This is a genomic window from Bacillus sp. P4_E1 (genome assembly GCF_056401715.1).
This window is the reverse complement of sequence record NZ_JBFUIV010000006.1, coordinates 183,890-206,968: the sequence shown is the minus strand read 5'-3', so window position 1 is coordinate 206,968 and position 23,079 is coordinate 183,890. Positions and strand designations below refer to the sequence as shown.

The following is a 23,079-nucleotide window of genomic DNA, read 5'->3' as shown; positions in this document are numbered from 1 at the left end:
AAATCGTTCCTTTAGCATAATTAAAAAACAGAAGAATATAAGTATAACCATTCCGCTATATTCTATTACTAAGCCGAAAGTTCATGCTCTACTTCGCATCTTCCTCTAACGCCTTCTCACGAGCGAAAAAAGCACATTCACCTTTGGTAAATGTGCTAAAACATTTTTTGGTTTTGCACTGCATTCACAATAATATTTGCTGTTTCTTCAATTGCCTTATTTGATACATCAATCACTTGACAATTTATTTTACTAATTACTTCCTCAAAATGATCAATTTCTTCTTGAATACGATTAATATTTGCATATGTTGCTCCATCACTTAATCCAAGTGATTTCAATCGTTCTTTTCGAATATGATTTAACTTATCTGGTATAATTTTCAAACCGAAACATTTCTCTTTTGCCACTTGATATAATTCCTCAGGCGGATCGACTTCCGGTACAAGTGGTACATTAGCAACTTTCAAACGTTTGTTATGCGCTAAATATTGTGAAAGTGGTGTTTTTGATGTACGTGAAATTCCAATCAACACGATATCAGCTTTTAAAATACCACGTGCATCTCTACCATCATCATACTTAACTGCAAATTCAATCGCTTCAATTTTTTTAAAGTACTCTTCATCTAATCTTCGAACGACACCTGGCTCATACCTTGGTACTTGCCCTGTAATTTCTTCAATTTGATCGATAAGAGGTCCGATAATATCGTATGCCTCTACTCCTTCTTTTGCCGCTTCTGTCAATAAATATTGACGCATATCAGGCTTTACTAACGTAAAACAAATAAGCGCTTGATTGCTCTTGGCAATCGAGATTACTTCTTTTAATGTCCCTGTATCTTCTACATACGGTACACGCCTAATATCAGGAGCGAATGGGAACTGTCCCATTGCCGCTCTAACAACCAAATCAGCCGTTTCTCCTACAGAGTCAGATACGACATATACGATTTTATTATCCATTACATTACCTCACTTTAAACAAATTACACTTATTCGTTATTTACTAAATTTACAAACGCACGTGTAATATTTGTTTTTGTAATTCGTCCAATCACTTCTAAACCTTGTTTCGTATCCTTCACAACCGGCATCGCATCAATCTGTCTTTCTATTAATTCCATCGCAATATCATATAAAGAATCCTCCCTGCGACACATCGCAATGTTTGGCATCCTTGTCATGATAATATTAACCGGAAGAGAGGTTAAATCCTGCTTTCCTAAGCTAGCTCGTAATAAATCTTTACGAGATACAACGCCAACTAATAAAGTAGCTTGATCTACAACAAATAATGTACCAACGTCCTCTAGAAACATAGTACAGATTGCATCGTATACTGATACATTTTTATCAATTACAGCCGGTCTAGATTGATAATCTTGCACTTTAATTTTCTTAACAGCTTCAGATAATAGCTGTCCCCCGGTTTTACCCGTATAAAAATAACCTACACGTGGACGCGCTTCTAAATAACCAGCCATCGTTAAAATTGCTAAGTCTGGTCTTAGCGTTGCACGTGTTAAACCCAATTGCCCAGCAATTGACTCCCCTGTAATAGGACCGTGATCTTTTACAATCTGAATGATATGCTCTTGCCGTTTATTCAGCTCTATGATAATCACCACCTTTAATGCACAACGAAAAAAGTTATACTATCTCTTAAATATTATATACTAAATATGCTATTCGAAAAAGAAAGTATGTAAAAAGGACCGTATACGGCCCTTTTTATATTTGAAACTTATCAAGTTGTTCCAAGAAACGCCTTGTTTTCAAATAAATCCCACAATATTCGTCATAATATGTATTCAATACTGTGCGCATTTGTTTTTTTGTACTATCCTTCACCGATACATTACCGAGCCGGTGTAAATCAAAGTGAAAAAAGAGACGTAATAATTTATGAACAGCCTCTCCCACCGGAATGCGATACGGATCTTGCTCCGCATGACGCGAGCACAGAAAACCGCCTTCCCGGACAGAGAAGGCGACAAAATCTGTTTCTTGATGACAAATAGCACATGTATCAAAGTACGGGCGCATCCCTAATACCGGAAGCATTTTCGTTTGATAAATTAATGATAATACTTCTGGATCAACACCCTCACACATATAATGCAACGTTTGATATAACATTTCAAATAAATATGGATTATGCTTCTTATCTTCTGTTGCTTTATCGGTTAATTCAATAATAAATGATGCATAAGCAGTTAAAAATATATCTTCGCGAATTTCTTTCATAGATGAAATAATCTCGCCTTGTTGCAAAGTTCCAAGTCCAGATCCCATTTGAATAAGAAAATGACCATGTGTCATAAGTTGCGAAATAGCTGCTAACCGACTCTTCGGCTTTTTCGCCCCTCTTGCCATTGCACTTACCTTACCAAATTCCCGTGAGTATATTGTAACAATCTTATTTGTTTCTCCGTAATCTGTCGTACGGATAACAATGCCCTCAACTTTTTGAAACATGTTCGTCACCATCCAAGGTTTGAACAAAACGGGTCAAGAAATTGGAGAGTCTAGATGCGCTAACTCCTCTTCATGTTGATCCATCTCATCGTTTACGTCTTTTTCCATTTCTTTCAAAAGCAAATACGTTTCAATGCTTCCTGTTTTGGAGAAAAACTTCCAGGTAAAATCTAGCATAAGAATCCACCTTTCTCAATAAGCGTAGCCTATAAACCAATTTCTTTTGTTGTTATTAAGTTGACCCATTTTGTTCATTTTCATGTGAGAAAAATTTTTCCTAATTTATCAAGGTTCATAAAAACCAATAATCAGCGGATGAACAAAACATCCACTGATCACAACTTTACTTCATATTAATACTCGTCTTCACGGAAACCAAGGTCACGAAGCTGTGACATCTTATTACGCCAATCTTTTTGCACTTTCACCCATACTTCTAAAAATACTTTAGAACCAAGAAGTGCTTCAATGTCAAAACGAGCTCTCTTACCGACTTCTTTTAACATCTTCCCTTGCTTACCTATAATAATTCCTTTTTGTGATGCACGTTCAACAACAATCGTTGCGTTTATATAAACCGCTCCGCCCTCACGCTTTTGAATTGCATCAATAACAACCGCTACAGAATGTGGTACTTCTTCACGTGTTAAATGTAATACTTTTTCACGAATAAGCTCTGAAATAATAAATCGCTCTGGATGATCCGTTACTTGATTATCCGGGTAATATTGCGGTCCTTCTGGTAAATACTTTTTAATTGCTCCGATTAACGCTTCAACGTTATTACCGTCCAATGCAGAAATTGGCACAATCTCCGCGAACTCATATAATTTACGATATTGATCAATCAACTCCAGCAATTGCTCTGGATGAAGTTGGTCAATTTTATTAATTACCAAAAATACCGGTTGTTTCGTTTCTTGTAATTTCTCAATAATAAATTCCTCACCACGACCATATCCTTCAGTTGCATTGACCATAAACAAAACAATATCAACTTCTTTTAATGTCGTTTGAGCCATCTTCACCATGAAATCGCCTAGTTTATGTTTAGGTTTATGTATTCCTGGTGTATCAATGAAAACTACTTGTGAATCATTTTCTGTATATACACCTTGAATTTTATTACGAGTTGTTTGTGGCTTATCGCTCATAATGGCAATTTTTTGGCCAATAATACGATTTAAAAATGTAGATTTCCCAACATTCGGTCTGCCAATAATAGAGACAAAACCTGATTTATAACCTTTTCTATTCATGTAAATCCTCCGCTAAAAATGCTCCTGGTAACAATTCTCCGACTGTTGTCTCTTGAACATCACCATGTAAGTTTGATAGGTATACTTTCGTATCCTGTTTACATAATTCTATCATAACTTGTCGACATGCTCCACAAGGAGGTACTGGACGCTTTGTATCCGCTACGACTGCAATAGCTACAAACTCGTTATCCCCTTCAGAAATTGCCTTAAATAAAGCTGTTCGTTCTGCACAGTTACATAAACCATATGATGCATTTTCAACATTACATCCACGATATATTTTTCCATCCTGAGTTAGTAAAGCTGCACCTACTTGAAATTTAGAATATGGTACGTACGCTCGTTTACGCGCTTCGATTGCTTCTTGAATTAATTGTTTGCTATTCATATTCCCGCATCCTTTCCGTTCATAGATGTGAATAGATACACTCTTTCATTAAAGGCCTTCACGGCGCTCCCAAAGCTTAATAAAAGCTTCGGAATGCAACTATACCATATACGGTAAAAAGATAATAGCACCAATTACAGCAGCTATAATTGCAAATAATAAAACTGCCCCTGCTGCAACATCCTTTGCAATTTTTGCAACCGGATGAATATCGGCGGTTGCTAAGTCTACTGTTTTTTCAATAGCCGTATTCACCATCTCTAAACTCATTACAATCCCTATCACAATAAGTACGACAATCCATTCCATTGTTGTAATATGGAAATAAAAGCCGCAGCATATAACGATGACTGCGGCTAAATAATGAATTTTCATATTTCGTTCATGACGAAGACAAAAGTATATACCAGCTATAGCATATCCAAAACTATCTAAAAGTTTTCCTGTTTTCATCGTCCTAATCCAAAGGCCTCTAAAATTTCTTTTTGTCTTCCAAACATTTCTTTCTCATCTTCTTCTGTCATATGATCATAACCAAGCAAATGCAAAAAGCCATGTAGTGCTAAAAACCCAAGTTCTCGATCAAAAGAATGCCCATATTCTTCAGCTTGTTCTTTTGCTCTTGGAATAGAAATAATAAGATCTCCTAACATACGCGGCATCTCTGCACCGACAATTTCCATTTCGCCTTCTCCCATTTCTTCCATAGCAAAAGAAATAACGTCCGTAGGCTGATCCTTATCTCGGTAATCACGGTTTATTTCACGAATACGTTCATTATCTACAAATGTAACCGATAATTCTGCGCCTTCTTCTATGTTCTCCATTTGGGCTGCTTTCTCTACTAAACCTCGAATCAAACTTATATATTCGTCTTTCACTTCTTCTGTTTCATCAATAAAATCAATTAATAAACTCATTCTTTCTCCTTTTCTTCCGGCGGTTCCGGATATGTAATACGGGAATGGAAAATACCATTTAACGTTTCACATAACGTTTTTCCAACGATTTGTAGTTCCTTAAATGTCAAATCACATTCACTAAATTGACCATCTTGCAGGCGATCTTTAATAATACTTTGCACTAAATTATTAATCTGATCTGGTGTTGGATGGTTCATCGAACGTACCGCCGCTTCCACACTATCAGCAATACCAACGATCGCCGACTCTTTAGAAGTTGCTTTTGATCCTGGATAGCGGAACATTTCCTCCGTATATTTCTCTTTATCTTCTTTAATCGCATTATAATAAAAATATTTAAGTAACGTTGTACCATGATGCTGTCCAGCAATATCGATAATTTCTTGAGGTATATGGTGTTCTTCTAACATTCTCACCCCATCGGTTACATGAGCAATTATAATATCTTTGCTCGTTACAGGGTCTAATCTATCATGCGGGTTTTCAATACCCATTTGGTTTTCAATAAAAAACTGTGGTTGTACCGTTTTCCCTACATCATGATAATACGCCCCTACACGCGCTAATACTCCATTTGCTCCAACTGCTTCACAAGCAGCTTCTGAGAGATTAGCTACCATCACACTATGGTGATATGTACCTGGTGCTTCTAATAAAATTTTACGCAAAAGCGGGTGATTCGGACTTGAAAGTTCCATCAATTTCATACTCGATACAATCCCAAGACCACTTTCTAAATACGGTAAAATCCCCATAGCTAGAACAGAAGAGATAATACCCGAAACAGCAGCCATTAATAATTGCACCCCAATTTCAAGAGGCGAAAAATTCCCGTTACGTAATAATAGCAAAGCCGCTAATACGACTACATTTAATACAGAAACGAGTATACCAGCTTGTAAAATCATCGTACGACGATTTTTTTCTCTCAAGAAAATACTAACTGATAATGAACTTAATAAAACATAAATCCCCACACTATAATTCAGTGTACTCGTTACACCTTCATTAAACATAATACTTCCGCATACAGAAAAGATCATACTCGTTAAAAATACAAATCGATCACCAATCATTAATTTTACAAGTATTGTTCCCATTGCAACTGGAACAACATACGCGATTCCTGCATACTCAAGCTTTTGAAACAAACTAATGATTTTCATTAAAACAATCGTGATAGACAAAATTGTAATATACGCTAAGACATACGGCCTATCTTCTCTTTTCCGCTGTAAAAACACTTCAAACTGCTTATGCATAAAGTACAATAGCACACCAATGAGTACCGCTAACCCAACATAGGGTTGAAAACTGTTCCCTTTTTCTAACAGGCCAACTAATTTCAACTGATTGTACATATCACTTGAAATCGTTTCACCTTCTCTAACAAGGACTTGCCCTTGAAGAATATAAACAGGTGGAACTAAATCTTCTTCCGCTTTTCTCTTCTCTTTTGTTAAGGTCGGATCATAAAAATAGTTTGCAGAAATCGCATATTTCCCTAACGCCTTAATAGATTCCTTTAAACCATTATCAACATTAACACTATTCATCTCACTTACATATCGTTCCTTCGCATCCTTCAATTCATCCATTTTAACATGCTCAGTCATGATACTATTAATAGCTGTAACTGTTGCATCTTTCGCTAATACTAATTGGTTCGAATCTGCATTAATTAAGTTTAGTAAGTTTGAATCAGATAATTCTTTCGTTAAATCAGTAGGCAATTTTTTTTTCAACTTGTCCACTTTTTCAGCATCAGTAATCTTTTTTTGCTCATCCGGTCCAACCGCTTTAATCTCTTGTATCACTTCATCTACTTTAGCAAAGACGTCATTCACAATATCCACTTTATTTTGTTTATACTCACTTTTATATGTATATTGATCTTCAACTTTTGTAGCGGCTTCTTTTTTCTTTTTGTCCGTTGTAACTTTATCTTCAATTTTAATAGGAGAATGGATTGTTTTTTTCGCAATAGAATATGTTGTAACATCTAATTGCTCTGGTTTTACATTATTCATAAGTGCAAAAAACAGTACTGCTCCTAATAAAACGTAAGAAATCCAACTTAGTTTTTTCGAATGTTGTAAATTACGAAACCACTTAGAAATTTCTTGAGATCTTGACATGATTTCAATACCTTCTCCTCTCCAGAAATAAAGTAAAACTATTTATAGCTTTCATTTCTTCCAGCCAACGATGCTTTTTAGGACCATATTTTTATAGACCATCACCTATAGTTTATTTCCCTCGTCTTTAATGATAGTAAAAAATATGTCATTCGCCAACCTTATCATACAAAAAGAAATGATCCTGACAAATAGGATCATTCCATTTTATCATATGCCTCAATAATACGTTGCACTAATGGGTGTCTCACAACGTCCGTTTGTTCCAATGTTATGAACGAAAGACCTGATACACCAGATAAAATATTAGCAGCAATAGAAAGACCTGACTTTACCCCTTTTGGCAAGTCTACCTGTGAGGGATCCCCCGTAATAACCATTTTAGAACTAAAACCTAATCGTGTTAAAAACATTTTTATTTGAACACCAGTTGTATTTTGCGCCTCATCTAATATAACAAATGAATCATCCAGAGTACGCCCTCTCATATAAGCAAGAGGTGCAATTTCAATTACACCACGTTCCATCATACGTTGTGTATATTCTTGTCCAAGAATATCATGTAACGCATCATATAGTGGACGTAAATACGGATCTACTTTTTCTTTCAAATCACCTGGCAAAAACCCTAAGCTCTCTCCAGCTTCTACAGCAGGTCTTGTTAAAATAATTTTCTTTACATACCCTTGCTTTAAAGCTCTCACAGCCATTACTACGGCTAAGTATGTTTTTCCTGTCCCAGCAGGTCCTATCCCAAATACAATATCATTCTTTTTCATTGCATGAATATATCGTCTTTGCCCCATCGTTTTCACACGAATGGATTTACCTTTTGCCGTTTTAAAAATTTCCTCTTCATATAATTCTTCGAATTGAGCAATTTTCCCTTGTTGCCCAAGCTGAATCGCATACGCAACATCTCTTTCCGAAATTGATACACCTTTACGGATAACAACAAGTAACTGTTGTAAGATTTTTTCTACGAGCACCACAGTTTCATCTGCCCCAGATACACGAACAGATTCTCCTCTAGTCACAATCGATACACTAAGTTCTCGTTCAATTACTTTTAAATGAGCATCATTTACCCCAAAAAGAGCGATTGCTTCGTTGGGATTTTCCAATTGTTGGTTCATTTCTACTAATTGTTCTGCCATTACTCAGTCTCCTTGAATATCGGATTCAGATATTGGTTGTGGCTCTGCAATATTTTCAATCACTGTATAATGTAATGTGACCTTTAGGTGATCCGCCTCAACCTCTTTACTCAAAATGTTATCACTTACAATCATAGCATGTTCATCCAATTTTTTCTTCAGTTCTTTTTCTGCCATTTCTTTCGCTACTTTCATTGCTTGTTTTTCGGTATATTCTCGGTTCGCTTCTTCCTCTTCTCGTACAATATCTTTCTCGTATGCAATTGGTAATGTAAATCCAAATAATTTCACATCATGTTTTACACTTTCAGTACGAGAGCGCTTATACTTATCCTGTAGAAATCCCCATATTTTTATTTTAGTACTCCCAAATTTAAGGAAATGTTCATTGTATGAATTACCAGTATACACTTGAAATTGTGTCTTTAACGGAACATTCACCTCAGATTTATACCACGTTTCTCCATATACAATCCCTTTAGCCGAAACAACTGTCGGATTCTCCTCATTACCATACATCCCGGATACGAGAAGTTGCCCCTTTTCCACATGGTCATTTTTCATGACAACCGGCTTCCCAACTTCCACAAATGTTTTTGTAATAATCCCTTCTTTTTTTGCTACTAAGTTTTGTGGCTGTTGTTCACTTTCTTTTTTCGGTTCATTTTTTTCAACAATCTTAAAATGATATGTTGTCCCTCTTATTTCTAATCCCGCCCAAGTAATCGCATTAATATTGTCTGTCAAATGACGTTGAACATCTTCTACACTCGGCATTTTGAATTGTAATTTACCTTTTTTTATACCCATTTTGTCCAATTCTTTCATCAATATATACTCTGTTTCAGGTTTTGCTCCTGTAATTTCAATTTTCCACACCATATTTGACAATGCGATCATTCCGAAAAAAAATATTAAAAACCCAATTAAAAATCCACTATTTTTAATTACACGCTTATTCCAAAAAGGAAAACCGTAACGTCCAATAAAATATAATTTACATTCATTTTTTCTATAAATTGGTTTTATCTTTTTCACATCTCGTAATAACATACAAAAAACTAACGTTTCATCAGCTATCTTCTTTACATCCCAAACGAGTAATTTCTTCCGCACACACTCGTTAACAAAGCGTTCCGCTCCTCTACCTTCAATTCGCACCTTTACATACCCAAGCCATTTTATGAACCATTTATTTTTCATCGACTATCTCCACTACCTTTCTAAAAGTAGATACACTACTTTTCAATTCGATTATCAAACTAGCTCGTACTAAAATTTTAATTAGCAGATTCCTTGATCCTCACTAATTATTAACCTTCACGAGCCAGTTTTTTACGTGGAACTCAATTCCCACCTATCCTCTTTGTACGAACCGAATATTGAGCCCAGAACGTTACCGCCTGTTAATACAAGGTAACGAAGAAAAACTTCACAAACGGAAGTTTCTCCTCACTCCTCTTTCTTTTCATTTTCTAAAAACGTCACTTGTTCAATAATCCCTTCAAGCAACAGTTCTTCTGGAAGGATTGTTTTAATAACAAAGGATTGACCTTTAATTAATAATTGACCATGTTTCAATAGCAATCTTACCTCTTTATCTGAAAACACTAATAATCCTCGATGATTTTCTATATAGATATGTACTTGCCCAACAAGCGTGATCCGAGGTAGATCCATTAACACATCCACTGGCAGGTCTATTTGCTTCGTTAACCAATTCTTCATTTGTTCTATTTTTTTCATCTCAAAAGACCCCCTCTCATCCCATATGTATGAAAAAAGAGCTTGTAATATCACGTCCAAACTGAAAAAAGCATAAAAAAACGTCTCATACGAAATGAGACGCTTTTTTATGCTAATAGCTGGATAACCAGCTTATTCACAAGTGATCCGTCTGTTTTACCTTTTACTTTCGGCATAACAGCAGTCATCACTTTACCCATATCTGCTTTAGATGTAGCACCAACTTCAGAAATAACTTGCTTAATTATATCCGCTAGTTCTTCTTCTGTTAATTGCTCCGGCAAATATGCGCTTAAAATCTGAATTTCACTTTGCAGTTTATCAACAAGGTCTTCACGACCAGCTTTTTTAAATTCAAGGAGGGAGTCCTTATACTGTTTTACTTCACGAGCTAAAACTGTTAATTCCTCTTCTTCAGTAAGAGTATGTTGCAGTTTAATACCTTCATTTTGTAAAGCAGCCTTAACCATACGAATAACGGTTAATTTTTCTTTTTGTTTATTCTTCATCGCTTGTTTCATATCATCGTTTAAACGACCGAGAAGACTCATAACTTACACCCTCTCTTAGAACTTACGCTTTCTTGCCGCTTCAGATTTCTTCTTACGTTTTACACTTGGCTTTTCATAAAACTCGCGCTTTCTTGCTTCAGCAAGTGTACCAGTTTTAGAAACCGATCTTTTAAAACGGCGAAGTGCATCCTCCAAAGACTCGTTTTTACGAACGACTGTTTTTGACATTCTCTTTCCCTCCCTCCGAAACATCACACTTACATACTAATTTCAGCATGCAAAAAGAAACCCTTCTTCAGCATGTCTTTTACGATTATAATACATTTTATCACTTCAGGTCAACTATTTGGCAGAATAAAAGAAGAATAGATGCCCTTACCTGTTCAAAAGCTATGTAGATAGCTATTATCCTTTTCCCCTGAAGACAACTATATTTTTTATCATAACACCTTTTTTAATACAAGAAAGCATGCAAATCGTTTCCGTTTGCATGCTTTCTTATCCCGCTATTTGCCAGGACAGTAAGACCCCCACCTCAAAATTCAGCGAAAGCAAAGAACTTAGGCGGGGGTCAGGCTGATAATCAGCGGGGATGAACACCCCCCACTGATTAAAGTTTCATTTTATGCGCTTGCTGATTCTTTTTTTACATCATCTTCAAGAACACGAACAAACTGCGCTTCGTTATATGGATAACCAGCTTTTGTAATTTTCACTTTTACTAGCTTACCAATCAATTCTTCAGATCCTTCAAACACAATTTTTAAGTAGTTATCTGTATAACCTACATATAAACCTTCACGGTCACCATCTTTAAATGTCTCTTCCGGAATGATTTCAAGTACTTCACCTTCAAATTTAGAAGCATACTCTTTCGCTAATTGATTTGATAGCTCAATTAGACGGTGAACACGATCGTTCTTCACGTCTTCAGGAACTTGATCTTCCATACGTGCTGCTGGAGTACCTGTACGTTTCGAATAAGGGAAAACGTGTAATTCAGAGAAACGATTCTCTTTAATGAAATTGTACGTTTCCATGAATTCCTCTTCTGTTTCGCCTGGGAATCCAACAATTACGTCTGATGTAATCGCAAGACCTGGTAACGCTTCTTTCAAACGATCTAAACGCTCTTGGAAAAATTCCATCGTATACTTACGGCGCATACGTTTCAATACAGTATTAGATCCTGACTGTAATGGAATATGCAAGTGACGTACAACTACTTCTGATTTATCTAACACTTCAATTACTTCATCAGAAATTTGACTCGCCTCAATAGAAGAAATACGAAGGCGTTTCAATCCGCCTACTTCCGCTTCCATATCGCGCAGTAATCCAGCTAAGTTATACTCTTTTATATCTTCACCGTACCCACCTGTATGAATACCTGTTAATACAATTTCTTTATAGCCCGCATCTACTAATTGCTGCGCTTGTTTAATAACTTCTTTTCCATCACGAGAACGCATTAAACCGCGCGCCCAAGGAATGATGCAAAATGTACAGAAGTTATTACAACCTTCTTGTATTTTTAAAGATGCACGTGTACGGTCCGTGAAATATGGTACATCGAGCTCTTCATATACACGTGTTTTCATAATATTGCGGACAGCATTAATCGGTTGACGCTCTTTACGGAATTCTTCGATGTATCCTAACATCTTCTCACGATCTTGCGTACCAACAACAATATCTACACCTGGAATCGCCATAATTTCCGCTGGAGATGTTTGTGCATAACATCCAGTTACACAAATTACCGCATCTGGATTTTGACGTACAGCACGTCTAATTACTTGACGGCTTTTTTTATCTCCAGTATTCGTTACTGTACATGTGTTAATAACGTATACATCCGATTTTTTTTCATATTCAGTTCTTTCATAACCACCTTGTTTAAACAATTGCCAAATCGCTTCTGTTTCATAGTGGTTTACTTTACAACCTAACGTGTGGAACGCAACAGTTGCCATTGATTATCACCCCATCAATTCAAAATGATAAGAAGCGGCACTTAACGCATAAAGCGGAGCCGTTTCTGTTCTTAAAATTCTTGGTCCTAAACTACATGGTACAAATTTATGTTCACGAAGTGCGGTTATCTCTTCCTCCGCTAAACCGCCTTCTGGTCCAAATACAATCAGCAGCTTTTGGCCTGGTTTAATCGTCGCTAAAGCTTTCGCAAAATTAGATTTCTCACCTTGTTTCGCTTCTTCTTCATACGCAACAAGACAAACATCATACTCGCTACTCATCGACAGCAGTTGTTTAAATGATGAGGGAACGTGTACTTCTGGAATTTCACTTCTATGCGATTGTTCCGCAGCTTCTTTTACAATTTTTTTCAAACGCTCAACTTTTTTATCTGCTTTTTTCGCATCCCACTTTACAATAGATCGAGATGCTTGAAATGGTAAAAATGCAGCTGCCCCAAGCTCAGTTCCTTTTTGAAAAATTAACTCTAGCTTGTCTCCTTTCGGCAGTCCACTTGCAATCGTCACGAACACAGGAAGTTCGCTTGACGCCTCTACCCATTCTACAATAGTGGTATCCACAAATTCACTGGTAATTTCAGCAATTGAACACTCTGCTGTTTTACCATTTACACAGCAATAAATGTGGTCACCAGCTGACATACGCATCACTCTTGCGATGTGATGGACATCATCACCCATTATGCGAATACTTGTCTCATTTACATATTTCTCTTCTACAAAATAACGTTGCATATAATCACCTTAGTAGAGTTTCGTTCTTTTCGTAAGTCAACACTTACGAAAAGAACGAAACGTTATCATTTTCATATAACAAACGGCAAGTCCCTCACCTTATACGGTGAGAGACTCCCCTGTTCTTTATAGACTAAAATCTATATTACGCATTTCGTGCAATAATTGCTACCCAATCTTCCATTCGAAGTACTTCTTCAATTGAAAATCCAGCTGTTTCTAACGCTTCAGAAATTACTTTTTCTTTCGCACCAATAATACCAGATGTAATAAATAATCCACCTGGTTTCACAACTCTCGCTGCATCTTCAGGGAATAGAAGAATAATTTCCGCTAGTAAATTTGCTACGATTAAATCAACCGGACCTTCAATGCCTTCTAATAGACTATTCTGTCCAACATTGACAATGTCATCTGTTTTATTTAAGCGCACATTCATTTCTGCACTTTCAACTGCAACTGGGTCTAAATCATACGCTTGAACAGAAGCCGCACCTAATTTTGCCGCAGCAATACTAAGTACCCCCGAACCTGTCCCCACATCAATCACAGTATCACCTGGCTGAACCGTTTTTTCTAACGCACGAATACACATCGTCGTTGTTGGATGTGTCCCTGTACCAAACGCCATACCTGGATCTAATTCAATAATTTTTTCATCTGGAGAAGACGGTGTATACTCTTCCCACGTCGGCACAATTGTGAATGTATCAGAAATTTGAACTGGATGATAATACTTCTTCCAAGCAGTAGCCCAATCTTCCTCATCGACTTCATTAATTGTAATAGTTCCTTTACCAATTTCGATGTCGAAAGATGGTAGTGCATCAATAGATGATTTTACACCTGCAACCGTTTCGTGTAAAGAATCCGTTTGTGGGAAATATGCTTTTACCAAAACACCCTCACTTGGATATTCATCTGGGTTAAGTGCATAAATCTCACCGTATTGTTGCTTGCGCTCTTTCGTCAACTCCGCTGGGTCCTCAATCGCAACCCCGCTAGCGCCTGCTTCATGCAAAATATGAGAGACAGCTTCTACTGCTTCTTCTGTTGTATGAATACTAATTTCTGACCATTTCACAATTTACCAACTCCATTTTTTATTTCCATTATTCCCCTTTAAAAGCACGTTTAAGCTTTCTGAATAAGCTATCATCCTGCTCTTCTTGCCCTGCAAATTCACGCAATAAATCTTTTTGATGTGAAGTTAATTTCGTCGGCACAACAACACGAACGACTACATATTGATCTCCTTGACCATATCCACGTACGTTCGGAGCACCTTTTCCTTTTAAGCGGAATTCTGTTCCTGTTTGTGTTCCTGCTGGAATTTTCAGCTTCACTTTGCCATGAACGGTAGGAACTTCTACTTCCGCACCAAGTGCCATTTGCGCAAATGTTATTGGCATTTCGCAAATAATGTGATCCCCTTCGCGTTCAAAGAATTCATGATTTCTCACATGAACAACAACATATAAGTCACCTGCCGGTCCGCCATTTACGCCTGCTTCACCTTTTCCAGATACACGAATTTGTTGACCATTATCGATACCCGCTGGAATTTTAACATTGATTTTTTTACGTTTACGAACTTTACCAGAACCATGGCATGTCGTACATTTCTCTTTAATCATTTGACCTGTTCCTGAACAATGTCCACAAGCTTGACGGTTTACAATACGCCCAAATGGTGTATTTTGTTCTACACTTACTTGCCCTGATCCTGAACAATGTTTACATGTTTCTTTTGAAGTCCCTGGTTTTGCTCCACTACCCTTACAAGTATCACATGGATCCTCCACTGGAATCTCAACGTTTAATTCTTTACCAAAAATAGCTTCTTCAAACTCTAAAGTAACTTGATATTGTAAATCAGCACCTTGACGTGGAGCATTTGGATCACGACGTCTTCCGCCGCCACCGCCAAAGAATGAACTAAAGATATCTTCGAAACCGAAGCCACCGCCGAAGTCTCCTCCGCCACCGAAACCTTGATTCGGACCCGCGTGACCAAATTGATCATACTGCGCGCGTTTTTGATCGTCACTTAATACTTCGTATGCTTCTTGTACTTCTTTAAACTTTTCAATTGCATTTTCTTCTTTACTTACGTCTGGATGGTACTTTTTAGCCAAACGACGATACGCTTTTTTAATTTCATCTTTTGAAGCGCCCTGGCTAAGTCCAAGGACCTCATAATAGTCTCGTTTATTCATAAATTTACAACCCCCGAATCTTTCACATAAACGTAATTTTAACACCGAAAGAAAGTGCTTTGCAACAAAGTTTCCTCACTTACAGTATGCAAAATAAAAAACTTAAGATCCTCACACATTTCTTCTTATTCGTGAAAAAAGCCAAAGCCAAGGCACGCTTGACTTTGACTTTTTGTCATCTTACTTATTTTATTTCACTGTATTACTTGTCTTCTTTTACTTCTTCAAACTCAGCGTCTACTACATTATCTTTTTTCGCGCCAGCGTCTTGTGCTCCTTGTGCACCTTCTGCTTGCCCTGCAGCCGCTTGAGCTTGCTCGTATAATTTAACAGTTAATTGTTGTACGATTTCTTGAAGAGCATCTTTTTTCACACGGATTTCTTCAAGTTCGTTTTTCTCGATTGCCGCTTGTAATGCTTCTTTCGCTTCCGTTGCTTTCGCTACTTCAGCTGCATCTACTTTACCTTCTAAATCTTTTACAACTTTGTCTGTTTGGAATACAAGTTGGTCAGCTTCGTTACGAAGTTCAACTTCTTCCTTACGTTTTTGGTCAGCATCAGCATTTGATTCAGCTTCTTGTACCATACGATCTACTTCTTCATCAGAAAGACCTGAAGAAGATTGGATTGTAATAGTTTGCTCTTTGCTTGTACCTAAGTCTTTTGCACGTACGTTAACGATACCGTTCGCATCAATATCGAATGTTACTTCGATTTGTGGAATTCCACGTGGTGCTGGCGGAAGGTCTGTTAATTGGAAACGACCTAACGTTTTGTTGTCAGCTGACATTGGACGCTCACCTTGTAGTACGTGAATGTCTACCGCTGGTTGGTTATCAGCAGCTGTTGAGAATACTTGTGACTTACTTGTCGGAATTGTAGTGTTACGCTCGATTAGTTTCGTGAACACACCGCCCATAGTTTCGATACCTAAAGAAAGTGGAGTTACGTCTAATAATAGAACGCCCTCTACATCACCAGTAAGTACGCCACCTTGAACTGCAGCACCTAATGCTACAACTTCATCTGGGTTTACACCTTTGTATGGCTCTTTACCAGTTTCACGTTTAATTGCTTCTTGTACAGCTGGGATACGAGTAGATCCACCAACAAGGATAACTTTATCTAATTCGCTTGGAGCAAAACCAGCGTCTTTTAATGCACGACGAGTTGGCTCTAATGTTCTTTCAACAAGACCAGCTGAAATTTCTTCGAATTTAGCTCTTGTTAACGTTAATTCTAAGTGTAATGGGCCAGCAGCTCCAGCACTAATGAATGGTAATGAAATTTGTGTTTGTGTTACACCAGAAAGATCTTTCTTCGCTTTTTCAGCTGCATCTTTCAGACGTTGAAGTGCCATTTTATCTTGGCTTAAATCAATGCTATTTTCTTTTTTGAATTCAGCTACTAAATGATCGATGATAACTTGGTCAAAGTCATCTCCACCAAGACGGTTGTCACCAGCAGTTGAAATAACTTCGAATGTGCCGTCTGCTAACTCAAGGATAGATACATCAAATGTACCGCCACCTAAGTCATATACTAAGATTTTTTGCTCTTCATCTTGTTTTTCTAAACCGTAAGCAAGTGCTGCGGCTGTTGGTTCGTTAATGATACGCTCAACTTCTAAACCAGCGATACGACCAGCATCTTTCGTTGCTTGACGCTCTGCATCGTTGAAGTATGCAGGTACTGTAATAACAGCTTTCGTTACTGTTTCACCTAAGTATGCTTCAGCAGAAGCTTTTAAGTTTTGTAAAATGATTGCAGAAATTTCTTGAGGTGTAAAATCTTTACCTTCAACTTCTACTTTGTAGTCTGTACCCATATGACGTTTAACAGACATGATTGTATTTGGGTTTGTAATTGCTTGACGCTTCGCAACTTCCCCAACTTGACGCTCTTCATTTTTGAAAGCTACAACAGAAGGTGTTGTACGATTTCCTTCTGGATTTGGGATAACCTTTGGTTCTCCACCTTCCATAACAGCTACACAAGAGTTTGTTGTACCTAAGTCAATACCGATAATTTTACTCATGGCGAATCCTCCTACTTTTATGTAAATTATTGATTTACTTTTACCATTGATGGGCGAATCACACGGTCTTTTAGTTTATAACCTTTTTGGAATTCTTCAACTACCGCGTTTGATTCAAATTCACTGTCTTCCACTTGCATAATAGCTTGGTGTTCATTCGGATCAAACTGTTTACCAACAGCTTCAATCGCTTCAACACCTTCCTTAGTCAACGCTTCTAGCAATTGACGATGCACCATTTCCATACCTTGTAACAAGGATTGCGTTTGCTCGTCAGTCGCTTCCACTTGCATCGCTCTTTCAAAATTATCAAGAGCTGGCAAAATATCTGAAACTAGACTTTGTGCTCTATATTTATCAGCAGCCTGTTTATCCATTTGGACACGGCGCTTATAATTTTCAAAATCAGCTTGTAGACGTAATGTGCGACCTTCCGTTTCCGTTAGTTTCGCTTGTAACTCATCTACTTTTTCTTGTAAAAGAGCAGCCTCACTTTTTTCTTCTACAGTTTTTTCACTGTTTTCTGGCGTGACAGCTTCTTCAACTTGCGCTTCTTTCACTTCTTCTACCACTTGTTCGTTACGCTCTTCCACAATTTTCACCTCCTTAAAAGGTATTAGGTATCATGCTTAGCATGATTACCTAAGCATTATATATTACACACAGCAATGAAAATTTCATCACTTGAGCGAATGTATTACTCTCATTTACTTTTTAAGTCCGTCTGTAAATTGTCTTGTAAATAACTGCAGTAAACTAATTACACGAGAGTATTGCATTCTCGTCGGACCTAAAATTGCAATTGTTCCAAGTTGCTCTTCTCCAATCGAATACGTTGCAGAAATCAAACTGCAATCCTCCATTGCCGTAGAAGAATTTTCTCTACCAATTTTCACTTGAATTCCGACTTGTTTATGACGCAAAATGTCATAAAACGCAGCCTCATTATCGATCATCGTCAGCAAAGATCTTACTTTGTGAATGTCATGGAACTCTGGTTGCGAAAGCATATTTGCTTTTCCTCCAAAGTATATCTTTTCCGATAAAGGGACTTGAAATGTACCATCTAACATTTTTATTGCACTATCGTAATTATGAACATACCCACGCAAGACTGTAACAATCTCTTTAAAGATTTTATTATGAAGTTCTGCCATAGGTATACCAGATAGCTTTTCATTTAAAATATTAACCATTTTTTCTAAATCTGATAAATCAACAGATTCCGGAACGGTAATCGTTTTACTTTGCACATGCCCTGTATCTGTTACAATAATAGCGACTGCTGTTTGACGATCAAGCGGTACAATTTGTACATTTTTAAGTTTATTTGTGCTCAATTTGGGACCAAGAACAATGGCCGTATAATTCGTAAGCTCTGATAAAATTTGAGCTGATTGTTGTGCAATTTTTTCTGCTTCAAAAATTCTTTCAGCAAATAAATCTTTAATTTGTACAATTTCATCGGTCGGTAAGTTTTGCGGCGCTAAAAGATGGTCTACATAAAATCGGTATCCTTTTTCAGAAGGAACACGCCCAGAAGAACTATGCGTTTTTTCAATAAATCCTAATTCTTCTAAATCAGCCATTTCATTTCGAATAGTAGCTGGACTAAACGTAATTTCATCTTTCTTAGCCAACGTCCTCGAACCAACTGGTTGCGCTGATCCAATAAAGTCATCAACAATTGTTTGTAAAATTAAGAGCTGACGTTCCGTAAGCATCTCATCATCACCTCTGTTAGCACTCTTTGTCTTCGAGTGCTAAATCTATTAATAACTTACCAAAATTGACATTCAATTGTCAACGGAAACGTCACGAAATAACAAAAAATTTTCGCGCTTATGGCACATTTAATTAATCAATCAAAAATGACTGGAATACTTCATTCCCTAATAGCTTCCCTTTCCTCGTTAAACAAACATGTCCATCTCTGTTTTCAAGTAATCCTTGCTCTTGATTACTTTGTAACTGCTTTGCAAAAACATGGTCCATCTCCACATTAAATTTCTTTTGGAATTCTAACTTAGAAACACCTTTTGTTTTTCGAAGTCCTAAGAACAACTCTTCTTCCATTTTTTCTTTCTCTGTCACTGGGTGAACATCTAAATATGGAAATCCTGTCTCATCAATTTTAGTGAAATATTGCTTGAGCGGACCTACATTTTGAATTCGTTCCCCGTTCACATAGCTATGCGCTCCAGCTCCAAATCCATAATACTCTTCATTATTCCAGTATGTGAGATTATGTCTACTTTCATTATTACCTTTTGAGAAGTTACTAATCTCATACTGGTTATAACCATGTTTCTCCATTTCATCCATTACCATTTCGTACATTTTCGCTTCATGGTCTTCACCTGGAAGTCTTAATTTCCCTTTATTCATTAAGTTATAAAATACGGTTTTCGGTTCCACAATTAATGAATATGCCGAGAAATGTTGTACACCAAGCGTAAAGGCAATGTCTAATGTTTCCTTTACATCTTCTATCGTCTGTCCTGGCAGAGCATAAATTAAATCTACATTAATATTTGTAAAACCGACTTCCTGCGCTTCTCGAATTGCTACGAATGCATCTTCTCTCGTATGCCTGCGTCCAATCTTCTCAAGTAGCTCATCACGAAACGTTTGCACACCAAAACTAATTCGGTTTACTCCACCTTCTAGCAATACGTTCAACTTCTCTTTCGGTAAATCACCTGGATTCGCTTCAAATGTTAATTCACAATTCGGCGCAAATGGACGTAAACGGCGGTTAATGATGTCGAGTAGTTTTTTTGTTTGCTCCATATTTAAAGCTGTCGGAGTTCCTCCGCCAACAAAAATCGTTTTCATACTTTCAAACGGTACTTTTTGAACCGTATTTATTATTTCTTTCTCTAAATATTGTAAGTATTGATCAACCGGTTGGCGTTCAATAAATACTTTATTAAAATCACAATAGTGACAAATATGCTGACAAAATGGAATATGAATATATGCAGCTTGTACCAAATATAACTCCTACCTTTCTAAAAAGAAAACCTCCGCACTCCGGAGGATTCTTTACTTCTCTACTGTATTACGGATTTGTTCCATTCGCATTTTTCCCCAATCATACATCATTTCAACGATCGGTAAAAGCGACATACCTAATTCCGTCATATAGTACTCAACACGCGGAGGAATTTCCGGGTATACCGTTCGATCAACAATCCCGTCCTCCATTAACTCTTTCAATTGATTTGACAACACTTTATGAGAAATGCTCGGGAACAGACGTTGCAATTCACTAAAACGATGCGGACCTTCCACACCTAAGTGCCACAATATCACAACTTTCCACTTCCCACTAATTATAGAAAGCGTCAGTTCCTTTTCGCAATTAAAATTACCTTTTTGTATTTTCTCTCGAATATCTTTTCGAATATTTTCGGACATTAATAGTCTCCTAACTCTATATCAATCACTAAAAAGCTCTCTCACTATTGTAAATGAGAGATGATAAGATGTCTAAAAAGTAGCATATAAAAAAGAAGCCGAACGAACGGCTTCTACTTTTATCACGATTGGTGCGGGCTAATAATTAGCGAAGAATAGAAAAATCTCCACTAATTATAGTTCACTCCATTAGTTATCATCCATTTTCAGTACAGCCATGAATGCTTCTTGCGGCACTTCTACAGAACCAACAGACTTCATACGTTTTTTACCTTCTTTTTGCTTATCAAGAAGTTTACGCTTACGAGAAATGTCACCACCGTAACATTTTGCAAGTACGTTTTTACGCATCGCCTTAATTGTAGAACGAGATACAACTTTATTTCCGATAGTCGCCTGAATTGGCACTTCAAACTGTTGTCTTGGAATTAATTTCTTTAATTTCTCTACAATTACTTTACCACGGTCATACGCTGAATCACGATGTACAATAAATGATAAAGCATCCACTTGTTCATTATTTAAAAGAATATCCATTTTCACAAGTTTAGATGGTTTATAACCAATTAACTCGTAGTCAAATGATGCATATCCTTTCGTATTTGATTTCAATTGATCGAAGAAATCATATACGATTTCTGATAACGGGATTTCATATGTCAATGTAACACGTGTTTCATCTAAATATTGCATATCAATAAACGTTCCACGTTTCCCTTGGCAAATTTCCATTACAGCTCCAACATAGTCATTCGGAACCATAATTGCAGCCTTCACAAACGGCTCTTCTACACGATCGATAGTCTGTGGATCTGGCATATTAGATGGATTATCAACAATAAAATCTTCACCGTTTGTTAAATACACTTTATAAATAACACTTGGCGCTGTTGTAATTAAGTCAATCTTGAATTCACGTTCAATACGTTCTTGAATAATCTCCATGTGAAGAAGCCCTAAGAAACCACAACGGAAACCAAAACCTAAAGCTTGAGATGTTTCAGGCTCAAATTCAAGAGCAGAATCATTCAATTCTAGTTTTTCTAACGCATCACGTAAGTCGTTATAACGTGCAGAATCGATTGGATATAAACCACAGAATACCATTGGGTTTAATTTTCGATACCCTTTTAACGGCTCTGCAGCCGGACGTTTCGCATGTGTGATCGTATCACCTACGCGTGTATCACCTACGTTTTTAATAGATGCCGCTAAGAAACCTACATCACCTACTGTTAACTCGTCACGTTGCGTCGTTTTCGGTGTAAACACACCTACTTCTGTTACTTCAAATTCTTTTCCAGTTGCCATCATACGTACTTTATCGCCAACTTTTACCGTTCCATTTACAACACGGATATATGCAATTACACCACGGTACGGATCATATAAAGAATCGAAAATCATACATTGTAACGGCTCTTCTGAATCACCTGTTGGAGCTGGTACCTTTTCAACGATTTGTTCTAAAATATCTTCAATACCAATGCCAGCTTTCGCTGAAGCAAGTACAGCTTCCGATGCATCTAAACCAATTACATCTTCTACCTCTTGACGTACGCGTTCTGGGTCTGCACTTGGTAAGTCGATTTTATTAATAACTGGTAAGATTTCTAAATTATTATCAAGCGCTAAATATACGTTCGCTAATGTTTGCGCCTCAATTCCTTGCGCTGCATCCACTACAAGAATTGCACCTTCACAAGCCGCTAAACTACGAGATACTTCGTACGTAAAATCGACGTGTCCTGGAGTATCGATTAAGTGAAGAATATACTCTTCACCGTCTTTCGCTTTATACGTTAGTTGTACTGCATTTAATTTAATTGTAATACCACGCTCACGCTCCAACTCCATAGAGTCAAGCAATTGCGCCTTCATTTCGCGCTGTGCCAACGCGTTTGTTTTCTCCAAAATACGGTCTGCCAACGTTGATTTCCCGTGGTCAATGTGAGCAATGATGGAGAAGTTACGAATTTTGGACTGTCTTTTTGCTCTTTCTTCTTTATTCATCTATGTTCTCAACTCCTAATAGTCTCGCCAATATACACTAGCACT

Annotated in this window: 24 protein-coding genes; all 24 read right to left on the bottom strand. The window is 37.2% G+C overall.

The annotated features are described in order from the left end of the window. Nucleotides 1-155: 155 nt before the first annotated feature. Nucleotides 156-968 carry a pyruvate, water dikinase regulatory protein gene (locus tag AC1DS7_RS11130; protein ID WP_002015180.1) on the bottom strand — a complete coding sequence of 271 codons (813 nt, stop codon included), beginning with the start codon at nucleotides 966-968 and terminating at the stop codon, nucleotides 156-158. A 29-nt stretch (nucleotides 969-997) separates the two neighbouring features. Then, nucleotides 998-1,630 (bottom strand): transcriptional regulator CcpN, encoded by a 633-nt coding sequence (gene ccpN / locus AC1DS7_RS11125; protein ID WP_002015181.1) that lies wholly within the window; start codon nucleotides 1,628-1,630, stop codon nucleotides 998-1,000. Between the two features lie 106 nt (nucleotides 1,631-1,736). Beyond that, entirely contained in the window at nucleotides 1,737-2,483 is a 747-nt protein-coding gene (gene recO, locus AC1DS7_RS11120; RefSeq protein ID WP_002129136.1) for a DNA repair protein RecO, read from the bottom strand. Nucleotides 2,484-2,516: 33 nt separating this feature from the next. Further along, on the bottom strand, nucleotides 2,517-2,660 hold the full coding sequence (locus AC1DS7_RS11115; protein ID WP_000883924.1) for a YqzL family protein: 144 nt from the start codon (nucleotides 2,658-2,660) through the stop codon (nucleotides 2,517-2,519). A gap of 176 nt (nucleotides 2,661-2,836) precedes the next feature. Beyond that, a complete protein-coding gene (gene era / locus AC1DS7_RS11110; RefSeq protein WP_002088672.1) occupies nucleotides 2,837-3,742 on the bottom strand; it encodes a GTPase Era in 906 nt (301 codons plus the stop codon). Continuing rightward, complete coding sequence (locus tag AC1DS7_RS11105; protein WP_016100605.1) at nucleotides 3,735-4,133, bottom strand: cytidine deaminase; 399 nt, start codon at nucleotides 4,131-4,133, stop codon at nucleotides 3,735-3,737. Before AC1DS7_RS11105 ends, era begins: the two co-directional genes overlap by 8 nt. A 99-nt stretch (nucleotides 4,134-4,232) precedes the next feature. Continuing rightward, the gene (locus tag AC1DS7_RS11100) at nucleotides 4,233-4,586 is read right to left on the bottom strand and encodes a diacylglycerol kinase family protein (protein WP_002190697.1); all 354 of its coding nucleotides are present in this window, start codon (nucleotides 4,584-4,586) and stop codon (nucleotides 4,233-4,235) included. Beyond that, entirely contained in the window at nucleotides 4,583-5,053 is a 471-nt protein-coding gene (gene ybeY / locus AC1DS7_RS11095) for an rRNA maturation RNase YbeY (protein WP_002088675.1), read from the bottom strand. The genes AC1DS7_RS11100 and ybeY overlap by 4 nt, the downstream gene beginning before the upstream one ends. Further along, nucleotides 5,050-7,194 (bottom strand): HD family phosphohydrolase, encoded by a 2,145-nt coding sequence (locus AC1DS7_RS11090; RefSeq protein WP_002015188.1) that lies wholly within the window; start codon nucleotides 7,192-7,194, stop codon nucleotides 5,050-5,052. The genes ybeY and AC1DS7_RS11090 overlap by 4 nt, the downstream gene beginning before the upstream one ends. Before the next feature lie 197 nt (nucleotides 7,195-7,391). Then, complete coding sequence (locus tag AC1DS7_RS11085) at nucleotides 7,392-8,351, bottom strand: PhoH family protein (protein WP_002015189.1); 960 nt, start codon at nucleotides 8,349-8,351, stop codon at nucleotides 7,392-7,394. Between the two features lie 3 nt (nucleotides 8,352-8,354). Then, complete coding sequence (yqfD, locus tag AC1DS7_RS11080) at nucleotides 8,355-9,554, bottom strand: sporulation protein YqfD (RefSeq protein WP_476998974.1); 1,200 nt, start codon at nucleotides 9,552-9,554, stop codon at nucleotides 8,355-8,357. 249 nt (nucleotides 9,555-9,803) lie between these two features. Continuing rightward, the gene (gene yqfC, locus AC1DS7_RS11075) at nucleotides 9,804-10,097 is read right to left on the bottom strand and encodes a sporulation protein YqfC (RefSeq protein ID WP_002067170.1); all 294 of its coding nucleotides are present in this window, start codon (nucleotides 10,095-10,097) and stop codon (nucleotides 9,804-9,806) included. 107 nt (nucleotides 10,098-10,204) lie between these two features. After that, a complete protein-coding gene (locus AC1DS7_RS11070; RefSeq protein ID WP_000054578.1) occupies nucleotides 10,205-10,648 on the bottom strand; it encodes a GatB/YqeY domain-containing protein in 444 nt (147 codons plus the stop codon). 15 nt (nucleotides 10,649-10,663) lie between these two features. Then, a complete protein-coding gene (gene rpsU / locus AC1DS7_RS11065; protein ID WP_000048061.1) occupies nucleotides 10,664-10,837 on the bottom strand; it encodes a 30S ribosomal protein S21 in 174 nt (57 codons plus the stop codon). A gap of 395 nt (nucleotides 10,838-11,232) precedes the next feature. Then, a complete protein-coding gene (gene mtaB, locus AC1DS7_RS11060; protein WP_002067163.1) occupies nucleotides 11,233-12,585 on the bottom strand; it encodes a tRNA (N(6)-L-threonylcarbamoyladenosine(37)-C(2))-methylthiotransferase MtaB in 1,353 nt (450 codons plus the stop codon). A 6-nt stretch (nucleotides 12,586-12,591) separates the two neighbouring features. After that, nucleotides 12,592-13,341: a 16S rRNA (uracil(1498)-N(3))-methyltransferase gene (locus AC1DS7_RS11055; RefSeq protein ID WP_002015195.1), complete on the bottom strand. Its 750-nt coding sequence runs from the start codon at nucleotides 13,339-13,341 to the stop codon at nucleotides 12,592-12,594. Nucleotides 13,342-13,486: 145 nt separating this feature from the next. After that, nucleotides 13,487-14,425 carry a 50S ribosomal protein L11 methyltransferase gene (gene prmA / locus AC1DS7_RS11050; RefSeq protein ID WP_002067162.1) on the bottom strand — a complete coding sequence of 313 codons (939 nt, stop codon included), beginning with the start codon at nucleotides 14,423-14,425 and terminating at the stop codon, nucleotides 13,487-13,489. Nucleotides 14,426-14,453: 28 nt separating this feature from the next. Then, on the bottom strand, nucleotides 14,454-15,560 hold the full coding sequence (gene dnaJ, locus AC1DS7_RS11045; RefSeq protein ID WP_002015197.1) for a chaperone protein DnaJ: 1,107 nt from the start codon (nucleotides 15,558-15,560) through the stop codon (nucleotides 14,454-14,456). A gap of 202 nt (nucleotides 15,561-15,762) precedes the next feature. Further along, on the bottom strand, nucleotides 15,763-17,598 hold the full coding sequence (gene dnaK, locus AC1DS7_RS11040) for a chaperone protein DnaK (protein ID WP_002015198.1): 1,836 nt from the start codon (nucleotides 17,596-17,598) through the stop codon (nucleotides 15,763-15,765). Between the two features lie 26 nt (nucleotides 17,599-17,624). Then, entirely contained in the window at nucleotides 17,625-18,191 is a 567-nt protein-coding gene (grpE, locus tag AC1DS7_RS11035; RefSeq protein WP_002165061.1) for a nucleotide exchange factor GrpE, read from the bottom strand. A gap of 114 nt (nucleotides 18,192-18,305) precedes the next feature. Then, nucleotides 18,306-19,322 (bottom strand): heat-inducible transcriptional repressor HrcA, encoded by a 1,017-nt coding sequence (hrcA, locus tag AC1DS7_RS11030; protein WP_002034070.1) that lies wholly within the window; start codon nucleotides 19,320-19,322, stop codon nucleotides 18,306-18,308. A gap of 133 nt (nucleotides 19,323-19,455) precedes the next feature. Beyond that, nucleotides 19,456-20,595, bottom strand: coding sequence for a radical SAM family heme chaperone HemW (gene hemW / locus AC1DS7_RS11025; protein ID WP_002015202.1), 1,140 nt, complete (start codon nucleotides 20,593-20,595; stop codon nucleotides 19,456-19,458). A 51-nt stretch (nucleotides 20,596-20,646) separates the two neighbouring features. Next, nucleotides 20,647-21,021 (bottom strand): winged helix-turn-helix transcriptional regulator, encoded by a 375-nt coding sequence (locus AC1DS7_RS11020; protein ID WP_002015203.1) that lies wholly within the window; start codon nucleotides 21,019-21,021, stop codon nucleotides 20,647-20,649. Between the two features lie 189 nt (nucleotides 21,022-21,210). Further along, on the bottom strand, nucleotides 21,211-23,034 hold the full coding sequence (gene lepA / locus AC1DS7_RS11015) for an elongation factor 4 (protein WP_002034072.1): 1,824 nt from the start codon (nucleotides 23,032-23,034) through the stop codon (nucleotides 21,211-21,213). Between the last annotated feature and the right edge of the window lie 45 nt (nucleotides 23,035-23,079).